Source organism: Kitasatospora sp. NPDC015121 (assembly GCF_055562955.1).
This window is the reverse complement of the sequence record NZ_JBVHEH010000007.1, coordinates 62539-84503: the sequence shown is the minus strand read 5'-3', so window position 1 is coordinate 84503 and position 21965 is coordinate 62539. Positions and strand designations below refer to the sequence as shown.

Here is a 21965-nt window from a genome sequence, read left to right as displayed (position 1 = left end):
GGTCGTTCTCGGACGGGGGCGGGCCGGGGACCGCGGGCGGGCGGGCCCCGGCGGCGGGGTAGCGGCGGGTCAGTACACCAGGCCCTGGTCGAGGGCCTGCTTGGCGTTGTCCGCGGTGAAGTGGCCGTCCTTGATGATCACCTTGGGCTGGACCCCGGCCGTGCCGTAGAAGTCCTTCAGCGACTGGAAGGCCAGCGGGCCGAAGCGCGGGTTGGTCTCGATGTCGGCGACCAGCTGCCCGTCGATCACCCCCTGCACGGCCTGCTTGATGCCGTCGATGGACACGATCTTGATGTCCTTGCCGGGCGCCTTGCCCGCCGAGCGGATCGCCTGGATCGCGCCGAGTGCCATGCCGTCGTTCTCGGCGTAGACGGCGTTGATGTCGGGGTGGGCTTGGAGCAGCTGCTCCATCACCTTCTGGCCCTCGGTCTGGTCGAAGTTGGCCGTCTGCGAGGCCACCACCTGGATGTTCGGGTACTTCGCGGCGACCTGGTCGGTGAAGCCCTTGGTCCGGTCGGCCGAGACGTTGTTGCCCGGGGTGCCCTGCAGGATCGCCACGTGCGCCTGCCCGCCGGTGGCGCCCGCCAGGTCGTCGGCGGCGATCTGGGCCTGGCCGTAGAAGTCGGACCCGATGAAGGCGACGAAGTCGGAGCAGGCGGCGCCGCCGACGGTGCGGTCGATGGTCAGCACCGGGATCTTCTTCGCCTTGGCGGCGGCCAGCGCCGGGCCGAGGCCGTCGGAGTTCTCCGGAGCCACGATCAGCACCTGGACACCCTGCGCGATCATGTCCTGGATCTGCGCGTTCTGGGCGTTGACGTCGGCGTTGGCGTTGCGCTCGATCAGTTTGACGCCGAGCTTCTTGGCCTCCGCCTCGATGCTGGCGGTCTCGGCCGCCCGGAACGGGTTGCTGGTGGACTCCGACTGCGAGAAGCCGACGACCGCCTTGCCGTCGGTGAGGTCGAGCTTCGGCGCGCCGTAGGTGTCCGCGGTGCAGCCGGGCCCGGCGGCCGACGTGGAGGGCTGGATGACCTGCTGGGCGGCCGCGGTGTTGTCGGGGGCGGCGGCAGCGTGCCCGGAGGAACCGCTGTCGCCCTGGTTGGTGCAGGCGGACACCGAGGCGCACAGTCCGGCGAGGAGCAGTGCGGCGATGACGGACTTGGCGCGCGGGGTGGGGTTCATACGCCCGATCACATCCTTGGCTGCGAGGAGGGGGAGGGAGGCCGGAAGGGTGGGAGGAGCCGTCGGACGCACCGGCTACCCGCCGGTTTCCAACGTTGCAGAGGGACAATGAGCCATCCGCCGAGACGGTGTCAAGAACTTGGACACGGAGTCCCCGATCGGCCTTAGCCAACTGAAAGAACATCAACTTCCTTGTTTGAAGCCTGACCTGCGCTGAAAGCGACGAGACGGAACGGTTCCGGCGCGAGGTCTGGACAACTCGGACCCGTCCTGCTGTGATGCCGGTAGCGCCGAATTTCCAACGTTGTCAATCCGATCTACTCCCCCGGACACCGGATCTTCCCGGGAGGTGACCTCGTCATCGCCGCTCGTCCCCGTCGGCCACCGGTTCAGGCGTCCCACTGAACGGCCCTCAGCAGGAGGACTTGCGGGGCGGCCGTGTCGGAGGTGGTGGAGCCGGTCTCCAGGCAGAACGGGCCGCCGGGGTGGAGGTGGAGGAACGCGACCTGGTTCCCGCCGGATTCCCCGGGCGGTGCAAGCCCTCCTGGACGCCACCTACGAGGCACTCACCAACGTGGCGAAGCACGCGGGTACCAGGTCCGCGAGCGTCCGCGCAGCCGCCGAGGGCGGCTGCGTCGTCGTCACCGTCGTCGACCGGACATCGGCTTCGCCCCCGAACCCGCCCCGGATGGGCTCGGACTGACCCGGCCCGCCCCGGACCCGTGTCTACGGCGCGGTCAGGAGGAGGCGGCGGCGGGCGGGTCGGGGCGGTGGCCGGGCCGTTCCCCGGAGCGGCGCTCGACGAGGCGGGTGAGCAGGATGACCTTGCGCGGGGCGGAGCGGTCGCCGGCTATCCGGGAGAACAGGAGGTTGGCCGCGGTGCTCCCGACCGCCACCGGGTCCTGGCTGACGACGGTCAGGGGCGGGTCGAGGAGCTTGGCGAGCGGCAGGTCGTCGAAGCCGACGACGGCCATCGGGAGGGGGTGCCCCGCGGCCCGCGGCCGCTCCGGGCCGTCCGGGCCGTCCAGGTCGTCCATCGCGTCCAGGACGCCCAGGGTGATCAGGTCGTTGCTGGTGAACAGGGCGGTCGGCGGGTCCGGTAGGGCGCGCAGTTCGGCGAGGGCGAGCCGGGCCTCCAGGTGGGAACGCAGGCCGTGCCGGACCAGGGTGGGGTCGGCGGACAGGCCGCGGGCGGAGAGCGCGTCCAGGTACCCGGCGTGGCGCTCGCGCTGGGTCCAGATGTCGTAGCGGTCGCCGAGGTAGGCGATCCGGGAGTGGCCGTGGCCGAGCAGGTGGGTGACGGCGTGCCGGGCGCCGTCGCGGTTGTCGACCGTGACGGTGTCCACGTCGAGGCCCTCGGCGGGGCGGTCCACGCAGACCACGTGGGTGCCGGCTTCCATGGCCGGGCGGAGGAAGCCGTGGCTGCCGATGGTGGGGACGACGATCAGGCCGTCGACCTGGCGGGCGGTGAAGGCGGCGATCACCTCGCGCTCCCGGCGCGGTTCGTCGTTGGTGCTCCCGACCAGCACGACGCAGCCGCGCCGGTGCGCCTCGTCCTCGATCGAACGGGCCATCAGGGCGTAGAAGGGGTTGGCGAGGTCGTCCACGACCAGGCCTATGGTGGAGGTGCCGAGTCGCTTCTGCCGCAGGTTTCGGGCGTTGACGTTGCGCTGGTAGCCGAGCTTGCGCACGGCCTGCTCGACCTTGGCGACGGTGTCGGGCGAAACGCCGGGGGCATCGGAGACCACGCGGGAGACCGTCATCAGGCTGACTCCGGCGGCCTGGGCCACGTCCTTCATCGTCGGGCGCTTCAACAGGTGTCCTCCTCGGCGCACTCCCCCGGCACCGGCCGGTCGGCCCGGGCGTCGGGAAGTGAATCCTATCGACGCCCCGCCGGTGCCGCGCCCCCGCCGGCCGCGGGGCCGGTGGGGACGCGACGTCAACAGGCGGACCGGTAGACGTACTTGCTGATCGCGGGATCGTCGAGGTTCGCCTTGGTGATGGCGACCATGGTGGTGCCGATCCGGGCGGTGACCGGTTTCCCGCCGATGGCGGCGAGCGCCTGGTCGACGCCCTGGGTGCCGATGCCGGCCGGGTCCTGGGCGACCAGGATGTCCAGGACCCCGCTCTTCAGGGCCGTCACCTCGTCGGGCTCGGCGTCGAACGCGGCGACCTTGACGCTCCCCTGCCGACCGGCGGCCCGGAGGCCGGTGGCGACCCCCTGCGCGGTGTTGGTGTTCCCGGCGAAGACGCCGCCGAGGTCGGGGTGGGCGGCCAGGGTGGCCTGGATCTGCGAGGCCGCGGTGGCGGGCAGGTCGTTGTCGTAGAGGACGGGCAGCAGCGCGATCGCCGGGTGGTTGGCCTTCATCTCCTCGGTGAAGCCCTTGATCCGGGCGTCGGTGGTGGAGACGCCGGGCTTGACGCTGATCACGATGGCCGAGCCCTCGTCGCCCATCAGCTCGGCCAGCGCCTTGGCGGCCGTCCGTCCGCCGGCCTCGTTGTCGGAGGAGATCCGGGAGACCCCGACGGAGGCGTCGCTGACGGCGGTGTCCACCAGGACGACCTTGGTCCCGGCGTTCTGCACCTGCTCCAGCGACGGCGTGAGGGCCTGGGTGTCGACCGGCGAGACCAGCAGCCCGTCGGGGCGGCTCGCGCCGACCGAGTCGATGAGGGGGCGCTGCACGGCGACGTCCCACTGCGCCGAGCCGTCGACGGTGAGCTTGACGCCCCGCTTCTTCGCCTCGTCCTGGGCGGCGCAGGCCATGGTGATGTAGAACGGGTCGCTCTTGACGCCGGTGACGAGCTTCAGGGTGACGTCCTTGGTGCCGTCCGCGCTGCCGCTCCCGCTGCCACTGCCGCAGCCGGCGGCGGTCGCGGTCAGGGCGAGGGCGGCGCAGCAGCGGACGAGGGTGCGCGGTCTGCTGGTTCCGGGCATGGCGGGCTTCCTCCTGCGGCTGGGGCGGTGGGGGTGGGGCGCTGAGGGGGCTGGCGGCGGGGCGGTCAGCCGCGCTCGCGGTCGCGGCGGCGGAACTGGTCGAGGTACACCGCCGCAACCAGCACGACGCCGATCGCGACGTCCTGCCAGTACTGCTGGACGTCCATGATGATCAGTCCGGTGGTGAGCACGGCGGGGATGAAGACGCCGATCACCGTGCCGAGCACGGTGCCGCGGCCGCCGAAGAGGCTGGCGCCGCCGAGCACGACGGCGGTGATGACCTTCAGGTTGTCGGTGGAGTGCCCGGCGATCGAGGTGGTGCCGAAGTAGGCCAGCCACATGGTGCTGCCGAGTCCGGAGAGCAGGCCGGTCAGGGCGTAGACCTTCACCAGGTGGCGGTCCACGTCGATGCCGACCCGGCGGGCCGCCTCCGGGTTGGAGCCGATGGCGTAGGTGTGGCGGCCGAACCGGGTGCGGGTGAGGACCAGGCCGAACACCAGGGTGGTGCCGAGGGCGATGACGACCAGCCAGGGGACCTGGCCGAACAGCCGGCCGAAGCCGACGGTGTGCTGGAGCCTGCTGGACACCGCCCCGGTCGGGTCCTGGCCGCCGGTGACCACCTGGGCGATGCCGAGGGCCGCGCCGAAGCCGCCGAGGGTGACGATCAGCGGCGGCACCTTCGCCTTCGCCACCAGCCAGCCCTGCAGGGCGCCCCAGAGCAGCCCGGTGGCCAGCGCGATCAGGGCGGAGACCGCCACGGTGCCCCAGCCGGCTTCCGCGCCGCCGTGGTGGAGGGTGTACTCGGCCGAGAGCACGGCGGAGAGCACCAGCACCGAGCCGACCGACAGGTCGATCCCGGCGACGATGATCACGTACGTCATGCCGACGCCCAGGACCAGGTAGATCGCGGCGTTGGTGGCGATCTGGGTCAGGTCGTAGCGGGTCAGGAAGGTGTCGGGCCGGGCGATCGTGAAGAACGCGACGAGCAGGAGCAGGACCCCGGAGGTCCACGCCTCGTTCGCGGCGACGATCCGGCGCGCCCAACCGGGCAGCTGCGCGCTCATGCCGCACCGTCCGTTCCGGGGGCGGACTCCGTCCCGGGGGCGGACTCCGGGCCGGTAGCCGGGTCCAGGGCGCCGGTCATCGCTCCGACCAGTTCCTCGACCGAGGTGGTGGCCGCGTCGAGGACGGCCACCCGCCGTCCCAGGCGCAGGACTTCGACGCGGTCGGCGACCGAGAGCACCTCCGGCATGTTGTGGCTGATCAGGACGACGGAGATGCCGCGGTCGCGGACGCGCCTGACGGTTTCCAGCACCCGGCCGCGCTGGACCACGCCGAGGGCCGCCGTGGGTTCGTCCATGAAGATGACGCGACCGGCGAAGGCGACGGCGCGGGCCACCGCCACCGACTGCCGCTGCCCGCCGGACAGCGCGGCCACCGGGACGGTCACGTCCCGCAGGTCGACGCCGAGTTCGGCGAAGGCGGTGACGGCGGAGCGGCGCATCGCGGCGTTGTCCAGCACCCCCAGGCGGCCGAGCAGGCCGGGGCGGCGCAGTTCGCGGCCGAGGTGGAGGTTGGCGGCCGCGTCGAGGTCCTGGGCGAGGGCGAGGTCCTGGTAGACCGTCTCCACGCCGTGGCGCCGGGCGTCGAGCGGGCCGGCGAGCCGGACGGGGGCGCCGTCCACCAGGATCTCGCCGCCGTCGGGGGCGGTGGAGCCGGAGAGGGTCTTGACGAGGGTGCTCTTGCCGGCGCCGTTGTCGCCGATCAGCGCCACCACCTCGCCCGGGTGGACGGTGAAGTCGGCGCCCTGGAGGGCCTGGACCCGTCCGTAGCACTTGCTCACCTTCCGTGCTTCCAGAAGGGGTTGGGACATCGGACTGACCTCCGCACCGTGATTGGTAACGTTCACTGAGGAGTTGGGAGTCTGACGGTGCCGTGACGGGCTGTCAAGGAGTCCGTCGCCACTTGTCACTGGGCCTCAAATTCCTTGAGAAACAACGAAGTTGACCTTTCCGCCCGGCCTTGACGCGCACATCGCCACGCCGGAACAATTCCATCCGCTCGGTAACGTTCACATCGCTACCGGAAGGTGTCCCACGGTGTCCCTCCCCACCCGCAAGATCCGGGCCGCCGTCGCGGCCGGCAGTCTCCTGCTCGCCGTCCTCGGCCCGGTCACGTCCCTCGGCGCAACCGCGGCCCACGCCGCGACGGCGGCCGATCTCACCCAGTACGTCGACCCGTTCATCGGGACCGACGACAGCAACGCGCCGAACCCCGTCGGGGGCGGCGCGGGCGGCTCCACCTACCCGGGCGCCGTGGTGCCCTTCGGCGGAGTCCAGTTCAGCCCCGACACCCCGACGGCCTCGCCGTCCGGCTACCGCAACTCCGACACGACGATCGAGGACTTCAGCCTCACCCACTTCGACGGGGCCGGCTGCCCGAACAACGAGGACCTGCCGCTGCTCCCGGTCACCGGCGCCCTGGGCGCCTCGCCGGGCAGCAGCTGGACCGGTTACGCCTCGGGGTACACCAAGTCCGACGAGAGCGCCTCCCCCGGCTACTACCGGAACCGGCTCGACAAGTACGCCACCACGGTCGAGCTGTCCGCGACCACCCGCACCGGCATGGGCAGGCTCACCTACCCGTCCACCGGCGCCGCGCAGCTGCTCGTCGCCACCGGCCGCAGCGCCACCGGCAGCCGCAGCGGATCGGTGCGGGTCAACGGCTCGGAGCTGACCGGCAGCGTCACCGCCGGCGGGTTCTGCGGTTCCTCCAAGACCTACCAGATCTACTTCGACATCCGCTTCGACCGGGCTCCCAGCGGCTTCGGCACCTGGTCCGGCTCCACGCTCAGCGCCGGTTCGGCGGACGCGTCCGGCACCAACACCGGCGCGTACGTCACCTTCGACACCAGCGGCTCGCAGACCGTGCAGTTCAAGGTCGCCCTGAGCTACGTCAGCATCGCCAACGCCCAGGCGAACCTGGCCGCGGAGAACGGCGGCTGGGACTTCGCCGCCGTGCGCTCCGCCGCCGCCGACTCGTGGAACCAGGTCCTCAACCGGGCCCAGGTGACCGGCGGTTCGGCCACCGACCTGAAGAAGTTCTACACCTCGCTCTACCACGTCTTCCAGAGCCCGAACGTCGCCAGCGACGTCAACGGCGACTACCGCGGCTTCGACGGCGCGGTCCACAACTCCGCCCGTCCGGTCTACCAGAACTACTCCGGTTGGGACATCTACCGCTCGTGGGCGGCGCTGATCGCGCTGATCGCCCCGAACGAGGCCGCCGACATCGCCAACTCCATGGTCCTGGACGGCCAGCAGGGCGGCCTGCTGCCCAAGTGGTCGCAGCAGACCAACGAGGACTTCGTGATGACCGGCGATCCCGGCCCGATCATCGTCGCCAGCATGTACGCCTTCGGGACCCGCGGCTTCGACACCGCGGCCGCACTGGCCCTGATGAAGAAGTCCTCGTCGGGCGGCACCGCGCAGGGCTCGCCGATCCGCGGCAACCAGGGCACCTACACCAACCTGCACTACATCCCCGGCTCCCCCTCCGACTCGCTGGAGTACTCGGCCTCCGACTTCGCCGTGGCCCAGTTCGCCAAGGCGCTCGGCAGCGCCGCGGACTACGGCACCTTCATGGCCCGGGCCCAGTGGTGGCGCAACACCTACGGCGCCGAGTCCGGCTACGTGCAGCCGCGCAACTCCGACGGCAGCTGGAAGTGGCCGCTGGACCCGGCCGCCCAGGCGGACTTCACCGAGGGCAACGCCGCCCAGTACACCTGGATGGTCCCCTACGACTTCGCCGACCTGGTCAACGCCATGGGCGGACGGCAGACCGCCGTGCAGCGGCTCGACCACCACTTCACCCAGGTCAACGCCGGGCAGAGCCTGCCCTACTACTACATCGGCAACGAGCCCGAGCACGGCGTCCCGTGGGCCTACAACTACGCCCGCCATCCCGCCGGGGCCTCCGCGGCCGTCCGCAAGGTGATGACCGAGTCCTTCACCACCGGCGCGGGCGGGCTGCCCGGCAACGACGACCTCGGGGCCACCTCCGCCTGGTACGTCTGGGCGGCGCTCGGCCTGTACCCCGCGACGCCCGGCGCCGACACGCTGGCCGTGCACGGACCGTCCTTCCCGTCCGTACTGATCCGGCGCCCGGGCGGCAACATCACCGTCAACGCCTCCGGCAGCGGCTCCTACGTCCAGGGCCTGAAGGTGAACGGGACGGCCACCGGTCACAACTACCTGCGCTACCCGGACCTCGCGTCCGGCGGCACCCTCGACTTCACCATGGGCGCGGCGCCCAGCCCGAGCTGGGGCACCGGCGCGGGCGACGTCCCGCCCTCCTTCCAGGACGGCGCGACCCCCGTCCCCGCCGCCCCGGAGCTGGGCACGAACCTCGCCCTGGGCCGGCCGGCCAGCGCCTCCGCCCCGTGCGCCGCGGCCGAGTCCGCGGACAAGGCCGTCGACGGCAGCCTGCGGAGCAACAGCAAGTGGTGCTCGAAGACGGCCGGTGCGAGCCTCCAGGTCGACCTGGGCTCGGCGCAGCCGGTCGGCTCGGTGGTGCTGGAGCACGCCGGGCTCGGAGGCGAGAACACCGCCTGGAACACCGCCGCCTTCCAGGTGCAGACCAGTACGGACGGCACCTCCTGGAGCAACGCCGCCACCGTCACGGGATCGCGTTCCAGCCGCACCTACAGCCCCTTCCCGGTCCGCTCGGCCCGGTACGTGCGGGTGGTGTTCTCCGCCCCGACCAACACCGGCGGCGACCCCTCCGCCCGGCTCTACGAACTGGAGGCGTACGCGACCGGGCCGGGCGCCGCGTCCGGGCCGATCACCTCGGGTCTGAACGGCGCGAAGTGCCTGGACGACTCCGCCGCCGGAACGGCCAACGGCAACCGGATCCAGGTCTGGGACTGCAACGGCAGCGGCGCCCAGAACTGGAGCAGGGTCGGCGACACCCTCCAGGTGCTTGGCAAGTGCCTGGACGTCACCTCCTCGGGCACCGCCGCCGGCACCCCGGTCCAGCTGTGGGAGTGCAACGGCAGCGGCGCCCAGCAGTGGCAGGCCGTCAACGGCACCCTGGTGAACCCCGGCTCCGGGCGCTGCCTGGACGTCCCGTCCTCCGACACCACCAACGGCGTGCAGCTGCAGATCTGGGACTGCAACGGAACCGCCGCCCAGAGGTGGAACCTGCCGGTCACCGCGTAGCGGGGGCCGTCCCGCCGGTGCCGTCCGCCCCCGCCCGGGGGCGGACGGCACCGCTGTTCGGGGCGGCACGGTCAGCCGGCGGCGTTCAGCAGGTCGAGGGCGCTCTGCTGGCAGCCGTAGTCGGTGCTGCCGGGGCCGCCGGCCCAGTGCGGGCCGTACTGGTCGAGCGGGTTGCGGTCCTCGGCGTGGGCGGAGTCGGCCCAGGCGGTGAGGGCCGGGGTGTAGGGGTGGTCGGGCAGTTGGGCGTCGAGCCGGTCCAGGCCGCGGACGTAGGCGCCCTTGAAGGACGGTCCGTCGCCGGTGCAGTTGTCGCCCTCGCCGGGTTCGCGCAGCACGCCGCCGCTGGTCAGGCGGGTGGTGGAGGCGTCGGCGAGGGTGCGGGCGGTGGTGAGCAGGGTCGCGTCCCCGGTGGCCCGGTAGAGCTCGGTGAGGCCGCCGAGGACCACGCCCTGGTTGTACGTCCAGGTGGGTCGGCCGTTGTTGGCGCAGGTGTCGTCCAGGCCGTCGTTGACCAGGTGGTCGGCGTTGACCATGCCGCTGACCCGGAACCAGTTCCACTCGTCGCGGGCGTGCTGGAGGTAGGCGCTGTCGCCGGGGATGCGGTTGTGCAGGGCGGCGGTGAGCTGGAGGTAGAGCTCGTTGGTGATCGCGTTCTTGTAGGTGCCGTAGGTGTTCCAGCGGACCCCGCCGCCGCAGGTGCCGTTCCAGTTGGCGGTCATGTGGTCGGCGTCGGCGCGGGCGGTGGCGAGGTAGCGGCCGTCGCCGGTCAGGTCGTAGGCGGCGACCCAGGCCAGCCCCCACCAGCCGGTGTCGTCCAGGTACTCGTTGGTGAAGTTGCCGCCCTGGGCGCCGAGGTTCTTGTCGTAGGTCTCGGCGATGGCGTAGGTGTAGCTGCCCATGCCGCTGACCCGGGCGTTGTCGATGACCGCGGTGAGCGCGTTGGCGGCGGTCCACCAGCCGTTGCCGCCGAAGAGTCCGGTGGTGCGGTCGAAGGACGTCATGAGTGCGGTCGCGGCGGCGGTGCGCCGGTCCCAGGCGTTCCAGCTGGTGCGGGCCCAGGGGGTGCAGGCGATGGCGCTGCCGACCTGGCCGGAGGCCCGCAGGGCGCCGACCGCCCGGGTGTTCCAGTCGTCGACGTTGTACATCAGGGTGCGCCAGCCGCTGCCGCCCGCGGGCACCCTGGTGTCGCCGAGCTTGCTGCCGCCGCTCCAGGTGCGGCCGCCGTCCGTCGAGCGGTCCAGCCAGACCTCGTCGCCGGCCGCGCCGCCGGTGATCGAGGCCCAGCCCATGGCGTCGGCGTCGTCGAAGTGCAGGACGAGCGTGCGGCCGGACAGCGTCGCGGAGACCGGCTGCCGGTCCTGCGGGCTGAGGGCGGGGTCGCGGGTGTCGCAGTACTTGTTGCAGATCGCGGCGTCGGCGGCCGCGGCCGGGGCGGCGGCGAGGACGGTGCCGGGCAGGGCCGCGGCCAGGGCGCTGGTGGCGAGCAGGGCGGTGGTGGCGAGCAGGGCGGCGCGCGAGGGGCGGGACGCGGTCACGGGGGCCTCCTGGGGCTGCTGGGCGGGGCGGGGAGCGCGGCGACGGCCGGGCCGGAGGGGCCCGGCCGCGGCCGTTCGGTGCTGCGGGCGGGGTCAGGGCGCCCAGGGGGCGTCGACCGACCAGGTGGTGTCGGCGACGAAGGAGGAGGTGTTGCCGTCCCACGGGTCGGGGCCGCCGTAGGTGGCGATCCACACCTGGGAGTCGATGTGGCGCAGGTAGCGGTCGGGGTAGTTGTAGGCGGTCAGGCGGACGCCCCCGCTGCCGGGCCGGGCGCAGAAGGTGGCGTCGGCGCGGAACAGGTCGCCGCTGCCGGACTCCCGGCGGACCCGGCTGTCGCGGTGGCGCAGGTACTCGCCGGGGTAGTTGCGCGACTCGAAGGAGTAGCAGGACGGGTCGGCGAGGCCGGGGACGACCTTCCAGGTGGCGTCGGCCTTCAGCAGGGCGCTGCTGGCGGGGTCGACGTGCTCGGTGTCGGCGAGGCCGTCGTAGTGGCGCAGGTAGCGGTCGGTGCAGCAGGCGGTGGTGGCGCGCAGCGACCGGTACTGGCCGGTGGGCAGCGTCGGGTTGGCGGGGGTGGTGCGGGAGGCGTCGATCAGGGCGAGGTTGGCGGCCCGGACCCGGGCGGCGTCCACCTTGACCACCTGGCGGTCGTAGCTGAGCAGGCCGTTGACCTCGTTCTCGACGTCGGTGATCTCGGTGTAGACGGAGGCGGAGAGCCCTGCGGGCATCTGGCCGGTGCGCAGGCTGTCGAGCAGGCCGGTGAAGCGGTCGGTGAGGGCCGCCGCGCCGGGCTGGTCCTCGTAGCTGAAGCCGCCGCCGGGGTACCACTCGTGGCCGGCGACCTTCAAGCCGAGGCCGCCGTACTCGCCGAGGACGGCGGCGCGGGTGGCGGTGGGGGTGGTGGCGCCGGGTCCGACGTAGACGTGGTTGTCGGCGACGTCGCCGTTGCCGCCGTCGACGGCGCCGCAGCAGTTGACGCCGCTCATGTTGTCGACCAGCCGGGAGGGGTCGTACGCCTTGACGTCGGCGGCGATCCGTGCCTGGTCGTACTGGCCCCAGCCCTCGTTCTCGTCCACCCACTGGATCAGCGCGGGCGAGCTGCGGTGCTGGTCGATGACGCGGTGGTACTCGGCCTCCCACTGGGTGCGGGCGGCGGCGTCGGGGGTGCGGGTGTCCATGGCGGGCATGTCCTGCCAGACCAGCAGGCCGAGCCGGTCGGCCCAGTAGAACCAGCGCTGGGGTTCGACCTTGATGTGCTTGCGGACCATGTTGAAGCCGAGGTTCTTGTGCGCCTGCAGGTCGGCCTTCAGGGCGTCGTCGGTGGGCGCGGTGTAGATGCCGTCGGGCCAGTAGCCCTGGTCGAGGGTGCCGGTCTGGAAGACGAACTTCCCGTTCAGGACCGGGCGTTCGACGCCGTTGACGGTGGCGACGGCGATCGAGCGCATGCCGGCGTAGCTGCCGACCGAGTCGACGGTGACGGAGCCGGAGAGCAGGTCGGCGCGGACGTCGTAGAGGAACGGGTCCTCGGGGGTCCACAGGCGGGCGCCGGGCACGGGGACGGCGATCGGGGAGCCGACCTGTCCGGTGGCGGTGCCGACCGCGGTGCCGCCGGTGGAGACGGTGACGCGCACGGTCTGCCCGTTGACGCCGTCGCCGAGGACGGTGGCCCGCAGGGTGCCGGCGGCGGGGTCGGGCACCAGGTCGAGGCGGCTGACGTGGGCGGGGGCGACGGGCTCCAGCCAGACGGTCTGCCAGATCCCGGACGCGGCGGTGTAGAAGATGCCGCCGCCGGAGTGCGGCAGGACGCCGTTGGTGTTGCGCTGCTTGCCGACCGCGCCGCCACCGGTCTGGGTCGGGTCCCAGACCGAGACCACGACCGTGTTGGTGCCACCGTTGAGGTACGGGGTGATGTCGTAGCCGAAGGAGTCGTAGCCGCCGCTGTGCACGGCGCCGACCTGGCTGCCGTTGACCCGGACGGTGGTCTGCCAGTCGGAGGCGCCGAAGTTGAGCAGCACGCGGCGGCCGGACCAGCCGGCGGGGACGGTGAAGGTGCGCCGGTACCAGAGCCGGTCGTTCTGGGTGATCTGCCGCTGGACGCCGGAGAGCGCGGACTCGGCGACGAACGGGACGCGGATCTGCTCGCCGAAGGCGGCGGGCTGGGTGGCGCCGGCCGGGGTGACGGCGAAGTCCCAGATGCCGTTGAGGTTGAGCCAGTCGGGTCGGGTGAGCTGCGGGCGGGGGTACTCCGCAGCGGGTGGTCGACGGAGACCTGGCCGGTCCACGGGGTGGTCATCGGCGGCGCCTTGGGCGTCCAGGCGGCGGCGCGGACCGGGGCCTGGCCGGTGGCGAGCAGCAGGGCGGCGGCCAGCGCGAGGACGGTGAGCAGGGCGGCCGTCCGGCCGCGGAGTGCGGCGGTCACGGCGGTGGTGGGGTGCGGTCGGTGCATCGGTGTTCCTCCAACGGGTGGGTGGGGGAAGAGCGGTGCGCGGCGGGTCAGCGCAGTTGCCACAGGTGGTCGGTGGTGCCGTTGTCGGAGAACTGCACCACCCGGGCACTGTCCGCCGTGGACATCGAGTCGACGGCCAGCACCTTGCCCGAGTTGCGGTTGCGGATCCGGAACCAGCCGTCGCCGTTGTCGACCAGGCGCCACAGGTGGTCGGCGGTGCCGTTGTCGGAGAACTGCACCACCCGGGCACTGTCCGCCGACGACATCACGTCGACCCCCAGCACCTTGCCCGAGTTGGCGTTCCGGATCCGGAACCAGCCGTCGGCGTCGGCGAGGAAGCTCCACAGGTGGTCGGCGGTGCCGTTGTCGGAGAACTGCACCACCTGCGCACTGTCCGCCGTCGACATGCCGTCGGCCCCCAGTACCTTGCCCGAGTTGCGGTTCTGGATCCGCACCTGGCCGTCGGGCTGGAGCTGCCACAGGTGGTCGGCGGTGCCGTTGTCGGAGAACTGCACCACCTGCGCACTGTCCGCCGTCGACATGCGGTCCACGCCCAGCACCTTGCCCGAGTTGCGGTTGCGGATCCGGAACCAGCCGTCGCCGTTGTCGACCAGTTTCCACAGGTGGTCGGTGGTGCCGCTGTCGGAGAACTGCACCACCCGGGCACTGTCCGCCGTCGACATCGAGTCGACGGCCAGCACCTTGCCCGAGTTGACGTTCCGGATCCGCAGCCAGCCGTCGCCGTTGTCGACCAGCTGCCACAGGTGGTCGGCCGTCCCGCTGTCGGAGAACTGCACCACCCGCGCACTGTCCGCCGTCGACATCACGTCGACCCCCAGCACCTTGCCCGAGTTGCGGTTGCGGATCCGGAACGGGGCGCCGCCGGTGCTCCAGGGCGTGCCGTCGGGGGAGGTGGTGGGGAAGGCGGAGATCCGCAGCCGGGCCGCGCCCATCGGGATGAGGGTGACGGTCTCGACCGCCGCGGCGCTGCGGGCGGGGCTGCTCTGCAGCGGACTCACCACGTGCTGGCCGTCGGCCTGCCACTCGGGGATCCGCCGGGCCGGTACGGTGATCCGCACGGGGGTGCCGGCCTGGGTGAAGGGGTTGGCGGCGAGCGTTCCCCCGGCGGCGGTGAAGACCGGGGAGCCGGCGTCCAGCGCGAGGCCGTAGTTCCAGGGCGTGGTGGCGTGGACGGCGTATTCGGGGAAGGCGGCGGTGCCCGCGTACTGCTGGTAGTTCTCGCCGATCCGCAGCGCGTACGTCAGCGGCCCGTGGTCGATCGAGACGCTGCCGTGGTTGGCGCTCCAGGTGCGCACGGTGGTGCGCTGGGGCAGGCGCAGCACGACGGTGTCGCCGTCGTGCCAGGTCCGGTTGACGACGGTGTACGCCGGCCCGGCGGGGGCGCTCGCGGCGGCGCCGTTGACGGTGAGGGCGGGCGCGGCGCACCAGCCGGGGACGCGCAGGTACAGCGGGAAGGCGAGCGGCTTCGGGGTGCTCAGGCGCAGCGTGACGGTCTCGGAGAACGGGTAGTCGGTGGTCTCGGTGAAGGTGACGGCGGTGCCGTCGGCGACCTTGGCGGTGACGGTGCAGGCGGCGTACATGGCGGCGGCCAGGCCGTTGTCGGGGGTGGCGAGCCAGAGCTCTTCCAGGAAGTAGGGCCAGCCCATGCCGTAGTTGTGGGGGCAGCAGCGGTACTGGTCGACGCCGGGCTGGTACGCCTGCATGGCGAAGCCGTTCTGGAACTGGCCCTGGCTCTTGGGGGTGTTGTCGAGGTCGACGCTGTTGGCGCTGGTGATGTAGTGCACGGCCCTGCCGTCGGGGTCGAGCGCGGCAGGCAGCGAGTTGAAGGCGAGGTCCTCGCAGCGGTCCGCCCAGACGGGGTCGCCGGTGATCCGGTTGAGCAGTTGGTGGCTGGCCATGAACTCCACGACGCCGCAGGTCTCGAAGCCTTGGCGCGGGTCGCCGTAGCCCGGCCGGGCGTTCTCGTCCCCGGCGAAGCCGCCCCCGGGGAACTGGCCGTACCGTGCCATCACCTGGTCGTAGGTGCGGTACGCGGAGCCGGTCAGGGTGGCGGACGGGGAACGCAGCGCGTACTGGGCGGGTTCGCGGAAGCCCTGCGCGATGTTGACGTTGTGCGGGCTGGGCAGGTTGTCGGTCCAGTTCGCGCCGTGGGTGTGGATCTTGTCGGCGAGGTCCAGCAGGAAGGCGTCGCCGGTGCGGTTGTAGAGCCAGAACACGCTATCCAGGGCGTCGCCCCAGCGCATCGAGACCCAGCTGCTGTCGAAGGCGCCGGGCCCCTGGGCGTTCATGTAGCGGAAGAAGGCGCTGAACAGCGGGATGATCCGGGTGTCGCCGCTGTACTCCTGCCAGCTGCGCAGCGCCCAGGTGAGCGGCAGGAACGGCCAGAAGTCCGGGCCGCCGTTGAGCGAGGTGCGCAGGGCGGTGGGGCCGAAGAAGCCGTCGGACTGCCGGGTGGCGACGATCGCGTCGATCCAGCGGCGGGCGGTGGCCAGGGCGGTGGCGTCGCGGGTGGCGATCGCCAGGTCGACGTAGCCGCGCAACCAGTACGGGACCTCTTCCCAGCCGGGGCGATCGGGGCGGGTCCAGCCGCTGGTGTTCAGGTCGAGGAAGTGCGAGATCTGGTCGTACCGGCCACACAGGCCCGCGAGTTGGAGCCGGAGCTGCCCGTCGAGCCAACCGGCCGCGGTGGTGCTCCCCGGCGGCAGGCGCAGGAACGCGACGGGGGCCAGCGGCGCCGCGTTGGGGAAGTAGAGCCCTCCGGGAGCCGGGGCGGCCTGGGCGGTTCCGGGGCGGGTGCGGGGGGCGGCCTGCGCGGCGACCGGGAGGCTCAGCGAGAGGCCGGCACCGACGGCGGCGCTGCCGACGAACCGCCTACGACTCATGGACATGACAGTCTCCTCCGAAGGGCTGTTCCAACGTTGGAAATCAAGGCACCGGCATGACAGCACGCCCCCGCAGGCATGTCCAGAGCAACGGCAGATATCGTCACAGACCAACTCCCTTGCAGCTCAAGGGAGAAGAACCCCACGAAGCCGACTCCCCGTCAGCCGGCCCCGACCGGACCCGTCACGGGTTCCAGCGCCTTGCCCAACGTTGCAGAGGCCGCCCGCAGGGACCTGTCCGGACGCGCGCTCAGGGCGAGGAGGACCCGCTCCGACGAGGGAGGACGCACTCGGCGACCCCCGCCGGGGCGGCCATCCGGACGTCGCGCCCGGTCTCGGCGGAGATGACCTCGGCCGCCTGCGCATAGGTCAGCGCCTCGGCCCCGGCGGGGGTTGCGAGAACACCACGCTCAAGCAGCGCGTCCGTCAGCTCACCACCGACAACCGCACCCTCGACGAGCGGCTCAAGGCCGCCCGTTCCAACCTTCCATTCCAGGACCATCGCGTCGCCGACCTCGAAGCCCGCCTCGACCCGGGACCAGCGACCTGACCCTGGGCCGCCTCATACGACTTGGGGAAGAATGGGGCCGCCGTTGACGCCGACGGCGGCTCCATTCTTCCTACCGAGGCCCGCGAAGGAACCCACGTTGACCATGCAGTTCCCTGACCCTGGACGCGTCATCAACACCGAGATACGACTCAAGGCCCAAAGGATCCTCAAGGCCATGTCCCCCGATGCCCTCAAGGCGTGGGAGGGGTCCATGGGGGAGGTCAAAGAGGATGCTCTGGGCGAGGGTGTCGTGCTGTCCACCCAGGTATTCAAGGGAGAGTTCGACACTGACGATGAAGTCTGGCTCGGCCCTCGGGAGCTGAACCTGGATAGGTACATGTGCGAAGAGGGCCTGGGCGTACTGACGATGATCGAGTACGCCGTCGCCGGGACCATCACCCGGTGCGAAGTGATCACGTGCCGCCAGTTCGGTGACGTGGTCCACCGCATGGTGGTCGGGGAAATCGTCGTAGGCGGCACGCTCACCAACTCCGCGAGTCCGGCGCTCACTTAAGACCGTGTCCCATGTGGTGAGGCTTGCCAGCCGCTTGTAGCAGCAGAGGGTGGCGGCGAGGCCGAGGAAGGCCAGGTAGTTGAGGGGGTCGCGTTCGTAGCGGTGGTTGAGCCTGCGGTAGCCGGCCGGCCACGACATCGTGCGTTCTCGAGTCGATGCCTTTGCGTGCGATGCGGACGCCGATGCGTTTGCCGCGCAGCCATTTTCGCAGGTGGGGCATGTCGTACGCTTTGTCGGCGTGGAGGCGCCCGGGCTTTCGGTAGCGGTCGCCCCAGGTGTGCCGTCTCATCAGGTAGTCCTCGACCACTGGCTTCAGGGCCTTGCTGTCGTGGGTGTTGCCCGCGGTGACGGCGACGACCAGGGGCAGTCCGTCCGCGTCCGACAGGACGTGCATCTTGGAGCCTTGTTTGCCCCGGTCCACGGGACTCGGACCTGTGAGGCCACCCTTTTTTGGCCCTGACGTGGGCGGAGTCGAGGACGGTGCGGGAGACGTCCAGCAGGCCTGCGTCGCCAAGGCGTTGCAGGACCGTCTCGTGCAGCCGGCCCCACACCCCAGCCCGAGTCCGGATCAGGAATCGGCGGTGGACGGTGGACGTGGAGACCCCGAAGCAGGGCGGCAGCACACGCCAGGCGCACCCGCTGACCAACACGTGGACGATCGCTGCGAACACTGTCTCATCAGGCGTGTTCTGCGCCCCGCCGCCCTGCGGCCGCACCCGGTCCGGCGGGATCAGCGGCCTCGCCAACTCCCACAACCCGTTCGGAACAATCCAACTCCACGTACCCCGCCCCATGCCCCGACCGACGATCCACCACCACATAGGACGCGGCCTAAGAAGCCGTTGTCTTTCCGATAGTGGCGGGTGCGTTTTCCCTGGTGAGACATAGGGCGGGTGCCTCAGCGGCAGAGACGAGGTGTCGTGTCGTCTCTGCGGTGGAGGTATCGGATGCCGTCTGTGCTGGGGCTGTTGGAGGAACGAGAGCGTGCGGCTCGACAGCGGGTGGAGGTCCTGCAGGCCGAGCTGCGCGAGGCGGAAGCCGTGTGGGAGCGGTTCGTGATTGCCCATCAGACGGTGGCCGAGGTCCTGGCGGAACCTGCCGCGGGCGAGGAGGCATCGCCGACCGGGGCGGCGGGTGAACGGCCTCCGCGGGCGGCAGGGGCGGTGCCCGGATCGGTGGTTCCCGCCTGGCGGGAAGAGCTCGCTCTCGACTCGCTCGCGCCGGACTACCAGCGGCTCGTGGAGGTCCTGGCGCAAAGTGGGGAGGCGATGAACTGTCGGCAGCTCGCGGCGGCGGTCGGGCTGGAGGTGGTCGCGGCGAAGGTGGAGGGGTGCGGTCGAAGGCGAAGCGCCTGGCCGCGCGGGGCTGGCTCGTCGAGGAACGACCGGGGGATGTTCAGCGTGTCCGCCGGACGAGGCGGCGGCTCATGACCATGGTCATCGACCAGCGGATCATCGCCTCCGAGGTGTCAGTGCGCCTCTCGTAGTCGCGCGCGAGGCGGCGTGAGCGCATCAGCCACGCGAACGTCCGCTCCACCAGCCACCTCTTGGGCAGCACCGTGAAGCCGCTGCTGTCGTCGGCGCGTCGGACCACGGTCAGAGCGATCCGCAGAACATCGCGGGCGAGGTCGACCAGGGGTCCGGTGTAGCCGCCGTCGGCCCAGAGCTGGGTGATGCGCCAGTGCCGTGCGCGAATCCGGGCCAGCAGTGTCCGGGCCGTGTCGCGGTCGGTGACGGAAGCCGCGGTGACCAGCGCCGACAGCAGCAGCCCGAGGGAGTCCACGACGATGTGACGCTTGCGGCCGTTCACCTTCTTCCCGCCGTCGAAGCCCCGGCTCGCGGCCGGCACCGAGGCGGCCGCCTTCACCGACTGCGCGTCGATGATCCCCGCGGTCGGCTCCCGATCGCGGCCCGCCGCCTCACGGACCCGCTCCCGCAGCCGGTCGTGGAACTCGCCGACCAGGCCCTTGTCCCGCCAGCGCCGGAAGAACGCGTAGACGCGGTCCCACGCGGGGAAGTCCGCGGGCATCGACCGCCAGGCGATGCCACCAGGGACCAGGTAGCGCACCGCGTCCACCATCTGCCGGTGGCAGTAGCCCTCCGGCTGCCCGCCGCGGCCCTCCAACCAGCCCGGCACCGGCAACGCATCGCGGACCACGGCCCATTCGGCATCCGTCATGTCCGACGGGTACTTCGGCCGCCTGTGCGGACGGTCTCCGGCGTTCCCGAACCGGTGAGCGAGGCAACCACACTCACGAGCAGCCGAGTTGGAACCTGCGGGCGCGAGGGCGTACAACTGCGGCAACAGGGCCTCCTGGCGTACTCACGGTCTCGACAACCTCGAACTACACCAGGGGCCCTGTCTCCATGCCCGGCACGCGGCAAGACCACCCGACCGAGCCGCACCTATCGAACCCACGTCCATCAAGATCGGTACGACAACGGCCGGCCAGGTTGCCGAGCCGGAGCTGTCCGGAGCCGGCTGTTGACCGTATCCGTGGGCTCATTCCCCAAGGTTCTTCGACCAGTCACCCCGAGAGCGATAGGCACGGCCATCACCAACCTGCTTTATCCCGCCGGGAACGACGTCCCCATGGTACGGATACTGTTCGGTCACTGCCGCCAGCAAGAACTCCAGGAAGCCACCCTCGAACACGTCCCACTCCCACATCGAGTGGAACTTGACGGCCACCGGCCACCGGTCCGGATCCGGGCCCTGCATCAGCCAGAAGAAGTGGTCGGAATTGTAGTTGTTGCCCCACTTCAGCAGGCCGCCCTCGGCCGGGAACAGCGGATACGGGCACTCCCTGTAGTCCCCGTCCCGGTAGCACTCGGCCAGCCAAGCACAGTATCCGTAGGGCTCCGTCGTGTCGTACAGGAATCCCTCGAAGCCGGACGGCACCGCGGCGTGGGGACTGGGGACTTCCGTCGGTGTGAAAATGTGCAGCTCGTTGCTGATGCTGACAGACCCGTACCGGTCGACGAACGCCCGGTAGTCCGCGGGCAACTGGAAGCCGATCGCTGAGGGTGCGAGTTCCCACGGGACCGGGGCCACGCCGTCCGCGGGCGGCGGCCCGATCACCACGCCGAGTCGTTCCAGCATCTCCTCGATGTCCATGTCCACTCCCATCGGTCGCCCGTTCCCGCCGGAGGCTATTCGCCCGCAGTGACACCGCAGGCGGCAGGGCCCAGCCCCGCAGCGTCCTGGCACCTGAACTGCGCGGGAGGCCCCACTTCCATGCCCAGACGGCCAGAGGATCATCCGACCGAGGCAGCAGCCTCGAACTCACGATCACCAAGCTCGATTGAGCAACGGCTTCTAAGGGTCGTCCCGTAATTGATCTTCGCTCGATCGGGACTGGGCGCTCCGCCCCTAACGACCTCGTGCATGGTGAGCGGTGGGTCGTGCTCGGCGGGGTGGCGGCCTTGTTGCTCAGGCGGCTCGTCCGGCTGGGAGGGTGAGCAACTGGCTTGTGTGGGGCAGTTGTTGGTCCGAGGGGAGTCCGGCGACGGCTCGGATGGTGTCGGGCAGGTGGTCGCGGCGACCATGGTGCCGGGCGAGGGTGCGCCGGTTCTTGAGGTGGGCGATGCCGTGTTCGACCGGCATGCGGCGTGAGGAGTGGGCGAAGCGAGCCTGTTCGTGGTGGGCCATGAGCCACTGGAGGTGCTCGAGGTGCTTGCCGCGGCGCTTGCGGGGCGGGGGACCACCTGGCCGAAGGTCTGGGCTCCCGGGCCCTGGTAGCCGGCGTCCGCGAGGATCTCCAAGTGGATCGTGTCCGCGAGCAGGTCGACCAGGCCGGCGTCGCGGGCCTGGGTGATGTCGGCGACCGATCCGGCCCGCACTTCGCCGCAGAACAGCACGCGCCCATGGTCGTCGGTGAACACCAGCGCCTTCATCGCGTTGATCCGGCTCTTGCCCGGGACGAAGCGGTTGCGGCCGGGCCGGTTGGCGGCCGGTCGGCGGACCCGGATCTCGGTGGCGTCGATGATCCCGGTCCGCCCGGTGGCGCCGAGGTGGGCGATCACGTCCGCGAGAGTACGGAGCCGCAGGCCCGGTGCGACGCGGCAACCCCGGTCGGCCAACAGCGGGCGGAACTCGTCGACGGCGCGGGTGACGGTGGAGCGGTCCACGCCGAACCAGCAGGCCAGGACGTCGTGGGTGACGCCGTGGCGCAGGTGGACGAGCGTGGCCAGGAGCCGGTCAAGGCCGACGCCCACGTGTGGCGGGCCTTCGACCTGCCGGCGCGGTGCACCGGCACCACGGTCCTGGCCGACGGCGCCCACCTGAACACCGGCCTGGTCGTCCCGCACCGCAAACGCGCCGGCCGACCACTCCCGCGCATCCAGGAGGAGGACAACGCCGAGCACCGACGGGTCCGCGCCCGGGTCGCGCACGCCTTCGCCCGGATGAGGAACTACAAGATCCTCCGCGACTGCCGGCAGAAAGGCGACGGCCTGCACCACGCGGTGCAAGCCGTCGCCACCGTGCACAACCTCGCCCTCGGTACATGAAGCAGCAGGTCGGAGCCCACTTTCGCCTGCCCATCCACAACCTTCTGCAACAAGCTTCAGGCCCCCGTTTACCCCGCCGACCGCAGGCACGGCGGTGTGCCACCCCACGGGCGAGCGCTCCCTGTCCAGACGACGACCTGGGTGGATTCGTGCCCTGAAGTGCCGGCAGGCT

The 21965-nt window shown here is 71.3% G+C and carries 15 protein-coding genes and 3 pseudogenes; 5 read left to right on the top strand and 13 right to left on the bottom strand.

Annotation, left to right across the window (positions count from 1 at the left end):
- Nucleotides 1–69: 69 nt before the first annotated feature.
- Entirely contained in the window at nt 70–1179 is a 1110-nt protein-coding gene (locus tag ACZ3J7_RS12145; RefSeq protein ID WP_465619540.1) for an ABC transporter substrate-binding protein, read from the bottom strand.
- Nucleotides 1180–1711: 532 nt separating this feature from the next.
- On the opposite strand from ACZ3J7_RS12145, the gene ACZ3J7_RS12140 reads away from it, so the two are divergent.
- Entirely contained in the window at nt 1712–1882 is a 171-nt protein-coding gene (locus ACZ3J7_RS12140) for a hypothetical protein (protein ID WP_465619538.1), read from the top strand.
- 34 nt (nt 1883–1916) lie between these two features.
- On the opposite strand, the gene ACZ3J7_RS12135 is transcribed toward ACZ3J7_RS12140, so the two are convergent.
- The 4 genes from ACZ3J7_RS12135 to ACZ3J7_RS12120 all read right to left on the bottom strand — a co-directional run bounded on the left by ACZ3J7_RS12135 (nt 1917) and on the right by ACZ3J7_RS12120 (nt 5987).
- On the bottom strand, nt 1917–2993 hold the full coding sequence (locus tag ACZ3J7_RS12135) for a LacI family DNA-binding transcriptional regulator (protein WP_465619537.1): 1077 nt from the start codon (nt 2991–2993) through the stop codon (nt 1917–1919).
- A 125-nt stretch (nt 2994–3118) separates the two neighbouring features.
- The gene (locus ACZ3J7_RS12130) at nt 3119–4114 is read right to left on the bottom strand and encodes an ABC transporter substrate-binding protein (RefSeq protein ID WP_465619535.1); all 996 of its coding nucleotides are present in this window, start codon (nt 4112–4114) and stop codon (nt 3119–3121) included.
- 65 nt (nt 4115–4179) lie between these two features.
- On the bottom strand, nt 4180–5178 hold the full coding sequence (locus ACZ3J7_RS12125; RefSeq protein WP_465619533.1) for an ABC transporter permease: 999 nt from the start codon (nt 5176–5178) through the stop codon (nt 4180–4182).
- Entirely contained in the window at nt 5175–5987 is an 813-nt protein-coding gene (locus tag ACZ3J7_RS12120; RefSeq protein WP_465619531.1) for an ATP-binding cassette domain-containing protein, read from the bottom strand. Before ACZ3J7_RS12120 ends, ACZ3J7_RS12125 begins: the two co-directional genes overlap by 4 nt.
- A 226-nt stretch (nt 5988–6213) precedes the next feature.
- Here ACZ3J7_RS12120 and ACZ3J7_RS12115 point away from each other — a divergent pair, with 226 nt between their 5' ends.
- The gene (locus tag ACZ3J7_RS12115; protein WP_465619529.1) at nt 6214–9333 is read left to right on the top strand and encodes a GH92 family glycosyl hydrolase; all 3120 of its coding nucleotides are present in this window, start codon (nt 6214–6216) and stop codon (nt 9331–9333) included.
- Nucleotides 9334–9404: 71 nt separating this feature from the next.
- On the opposite strand, the gene ACZ3J7_RS12110 is transcribed toward ACZ3J7_RS12115, so the two are convergent.
- The 4 genes and pseudogenes from ACZ3J7_RS12110 to ACZ3J7_RS12095 form a co-directional block, all read right to left on the bottom strand.
- Nucleotides 9405–10820 (bottom strand): glycoside hydrolase family 76 protein, encoded by a 1416-nt coding sequence (locus ACZ3J7_RS12110; RefSeq protein WP_465619975.1) that lies wholly within the window; start codon nt 10818–10820, stop codon nt 9405–9407.
- 141 nt (nt 10821–10961) lie between these two features.
- A pseudogene (locus ACZ3J7_RS12105) lies at nt 10962–13315 on the bottom strand (AbfB domain-containing protein).
- Between the two features lie 47 nt (nt 13316–13362).
- Nucleotides 13363–16224 carry an RICIN domain-containing protein gene (locus ACZ3J7_RS12100; RefSeq protein ID WP_465619527.1) on the bottom strand — a complete coding sequence of 954 codons (2862 nt, stop codon included), beginning with the start codon at nt 16222–16224 and terminating at the stop codon, nt 13363–13365.
- 244 nt (nt 16225–16468) lie between these two features.
- Nucleotides 16469–16720 carry a hypothetical protein gene (locus ACZ3J7_RS12095; RefSeq protein WP_465619525.1) on the bottom strand — a complete coding sequence of 84 codons (252 nt, stop codon included), beginning with the start codon at nt 16718–16720 and terminating at the stop codon, nt 16469–16471.
- 145 nt (nt 16721–16865) lie between these two features.
- On the opposite strand from ACZ3J7_RS12095, the gene ACZ3J7_RS12090 reads away from it, so the two are divergent.
- Nucleotides 16866–17282, top strand: a complete 417-nt coding sequence (locus tag ACZ3J7_RS12090) for a hypothetical protein (RefSeq protein WP_465619989.1) — start codon at nt 16866–16868, stop codon at nt 17280–17282.
- Between the two features lie 12 nt (nt 17283–17294).
- Here ACZ3J7_RS12090 and ACZ3J7_RS12085 read toward each other — a convergent pair.
- Nucleotides 17295–18076: pseudogene (locus tag ACZ3J7_RS12085) on the bottom strand (IS5 family transposase); the annotation flags it as partial.
- Between the two features lie 153 nt (nt 18077–18229).
- Between ACZ3J7_RS12085 and ACZ3J7_RS12080 the strand changes: the two are divergent.
- Nucleotides 18230–18712, top strand: coding sequence for a hypothetical protein (locus ACZ3J7_RS12080; protein WP_465619524.1), 483 nt, complete (start codon nt 18230–18232; stop codon nt 18710–18712).
- Here the strand turns inward: ACZ3J7_RS12080 and ACZ3J7_RS12075 are convergent.
- The 3 genes from ACZ3J7_RS12075 to ACZ3J7_RS12065 all read right to left on the bottom strand — a co-directional run bounded on the left by ACZ3J7_RS12075 (nt 18678) and on the right by ACZ3J7_RS12065 (nt 21499).
- On the bottom strand, nt 18678–19460 hold the full coding sequence (locus ACZ3J7_RS12075; RefSeq protein ID WP_465619522.1) for an IS5 family transposase: 783 nt from the start codon (nt 19458–19460) through the stop codon (nt 18678–18680). The two genes, ACZ3J7_RS12080 and ACZ3J7_RS12075, sit on opposite strands and share 35 nt — an antisense overlap.
- A gap of 324 nt (nt 19461–19784) precedes the next feature.
- On the bottom strand, nt 19785–20399 hold the full coding sequence (locus tag ACZ3J7_RS12070) for a hypothetical protein (protein ID WP_465619521.1): 615 nt from the start codon (nt 20397–20399) through the stop codon (nt 19785–19787).
- A 140-nt stretch (nt 20400–20539) separates the two neighbouring features.
- Nucleotides 20540–21499, bottom strand: a complete 960-nt coding sequence (locus tag ACZ3J7_RS12065) for a transposase family protein (RefSeq protein ID WP_465619519.1) — start codon at nt 21497–21499, stop codon at nt 20540–20542.
- Here ACZ3J7_RS12065 and ACZ3J7_RS12060 point away from each other — a divergent pair.
- Nucleotides 21479–21793: pseudogene (locus ACZ3J7_RS12060) on the top strand (transposase family protein); the annotation flags it as partial. The gene ACZ3J7_RS12065 and the pseudogene ACZ3J7_RS12060 overlap by 21 nt on opposite strands.
- Nucleotides 21794–21965: the final 172 nt, after the last annotated feature.

Bases quoted from the DNA above. Each gene is read 5' to 3' on its own strand.
- ACZ3J7_RS12120 (WP_465619531.1), bottom strand. From the start codon at position 5,987: ATGTCCCAACCCCTTCTGGAAGCACGGAAGGTGAGCAAGTGCTACGGA.
- ACZ3J7_RS12125 (WP_465619533.1), bottom strand. From the start codon at position 5,178: ATGAGCGCGCAGCTGCCCGGTTGGGCGCGCCGGATCGTCGCCGCGAAC.
- ACZ3J7_RS12075 (WP_465619522.1), bottom strand. From the start codon at position 19,460: ATGACGGATGCCGAATGGGCCGTGGTCCGCGATGCGTTGCCGGTGCCG.
- ACZ3J7_RS12070 (WP_465619521.1), bottom strand. From the start codon at position 20,399: ATGGACATCGAGGAGATGCTGGAACGACTCGGCGTGGTGATCGGGCCG.
- ACZ3J7_RS12100 (WP_465619527.1), bottom strand. From the start codon at position 16,224: ATGTCCATGAGTCGTAGGCGGTTCGTCGGCAGCGCCGCCGTCGGTGCC.
- ACZ3J7_RS12080 (WP_465619524.1), top strand. From the start codon at position 18,230: ATGCCGTCTGTGCTGGGGCTGTTGGAGGAACGAGAGCGTGCGGCTCGA.
- ACZ3J7_RS12130 (WP_465619535.1), bottom strand. From the start codon at position 4,114: ATGCCCGGAACCAGCAGACCGCGCACCCTCGTCCGCTGCTGCGCCGCC.
- ACZ3J7_RS12095 (WP_465619525.1), bottom strand. From the start codon at position 16,720: ATGGTCCTGGAATGGAAGGTTGGAACGGGCGGCCTTGAGCCGCTCGTC.
- ACZ3J7_RS12145 (WP_465619540.1), bottom strand. From the start codon at position 1,179: ATGAACCCCACCCCGCGCGCCAAGTCCGTCATCGCCGCACTGCTCCTC.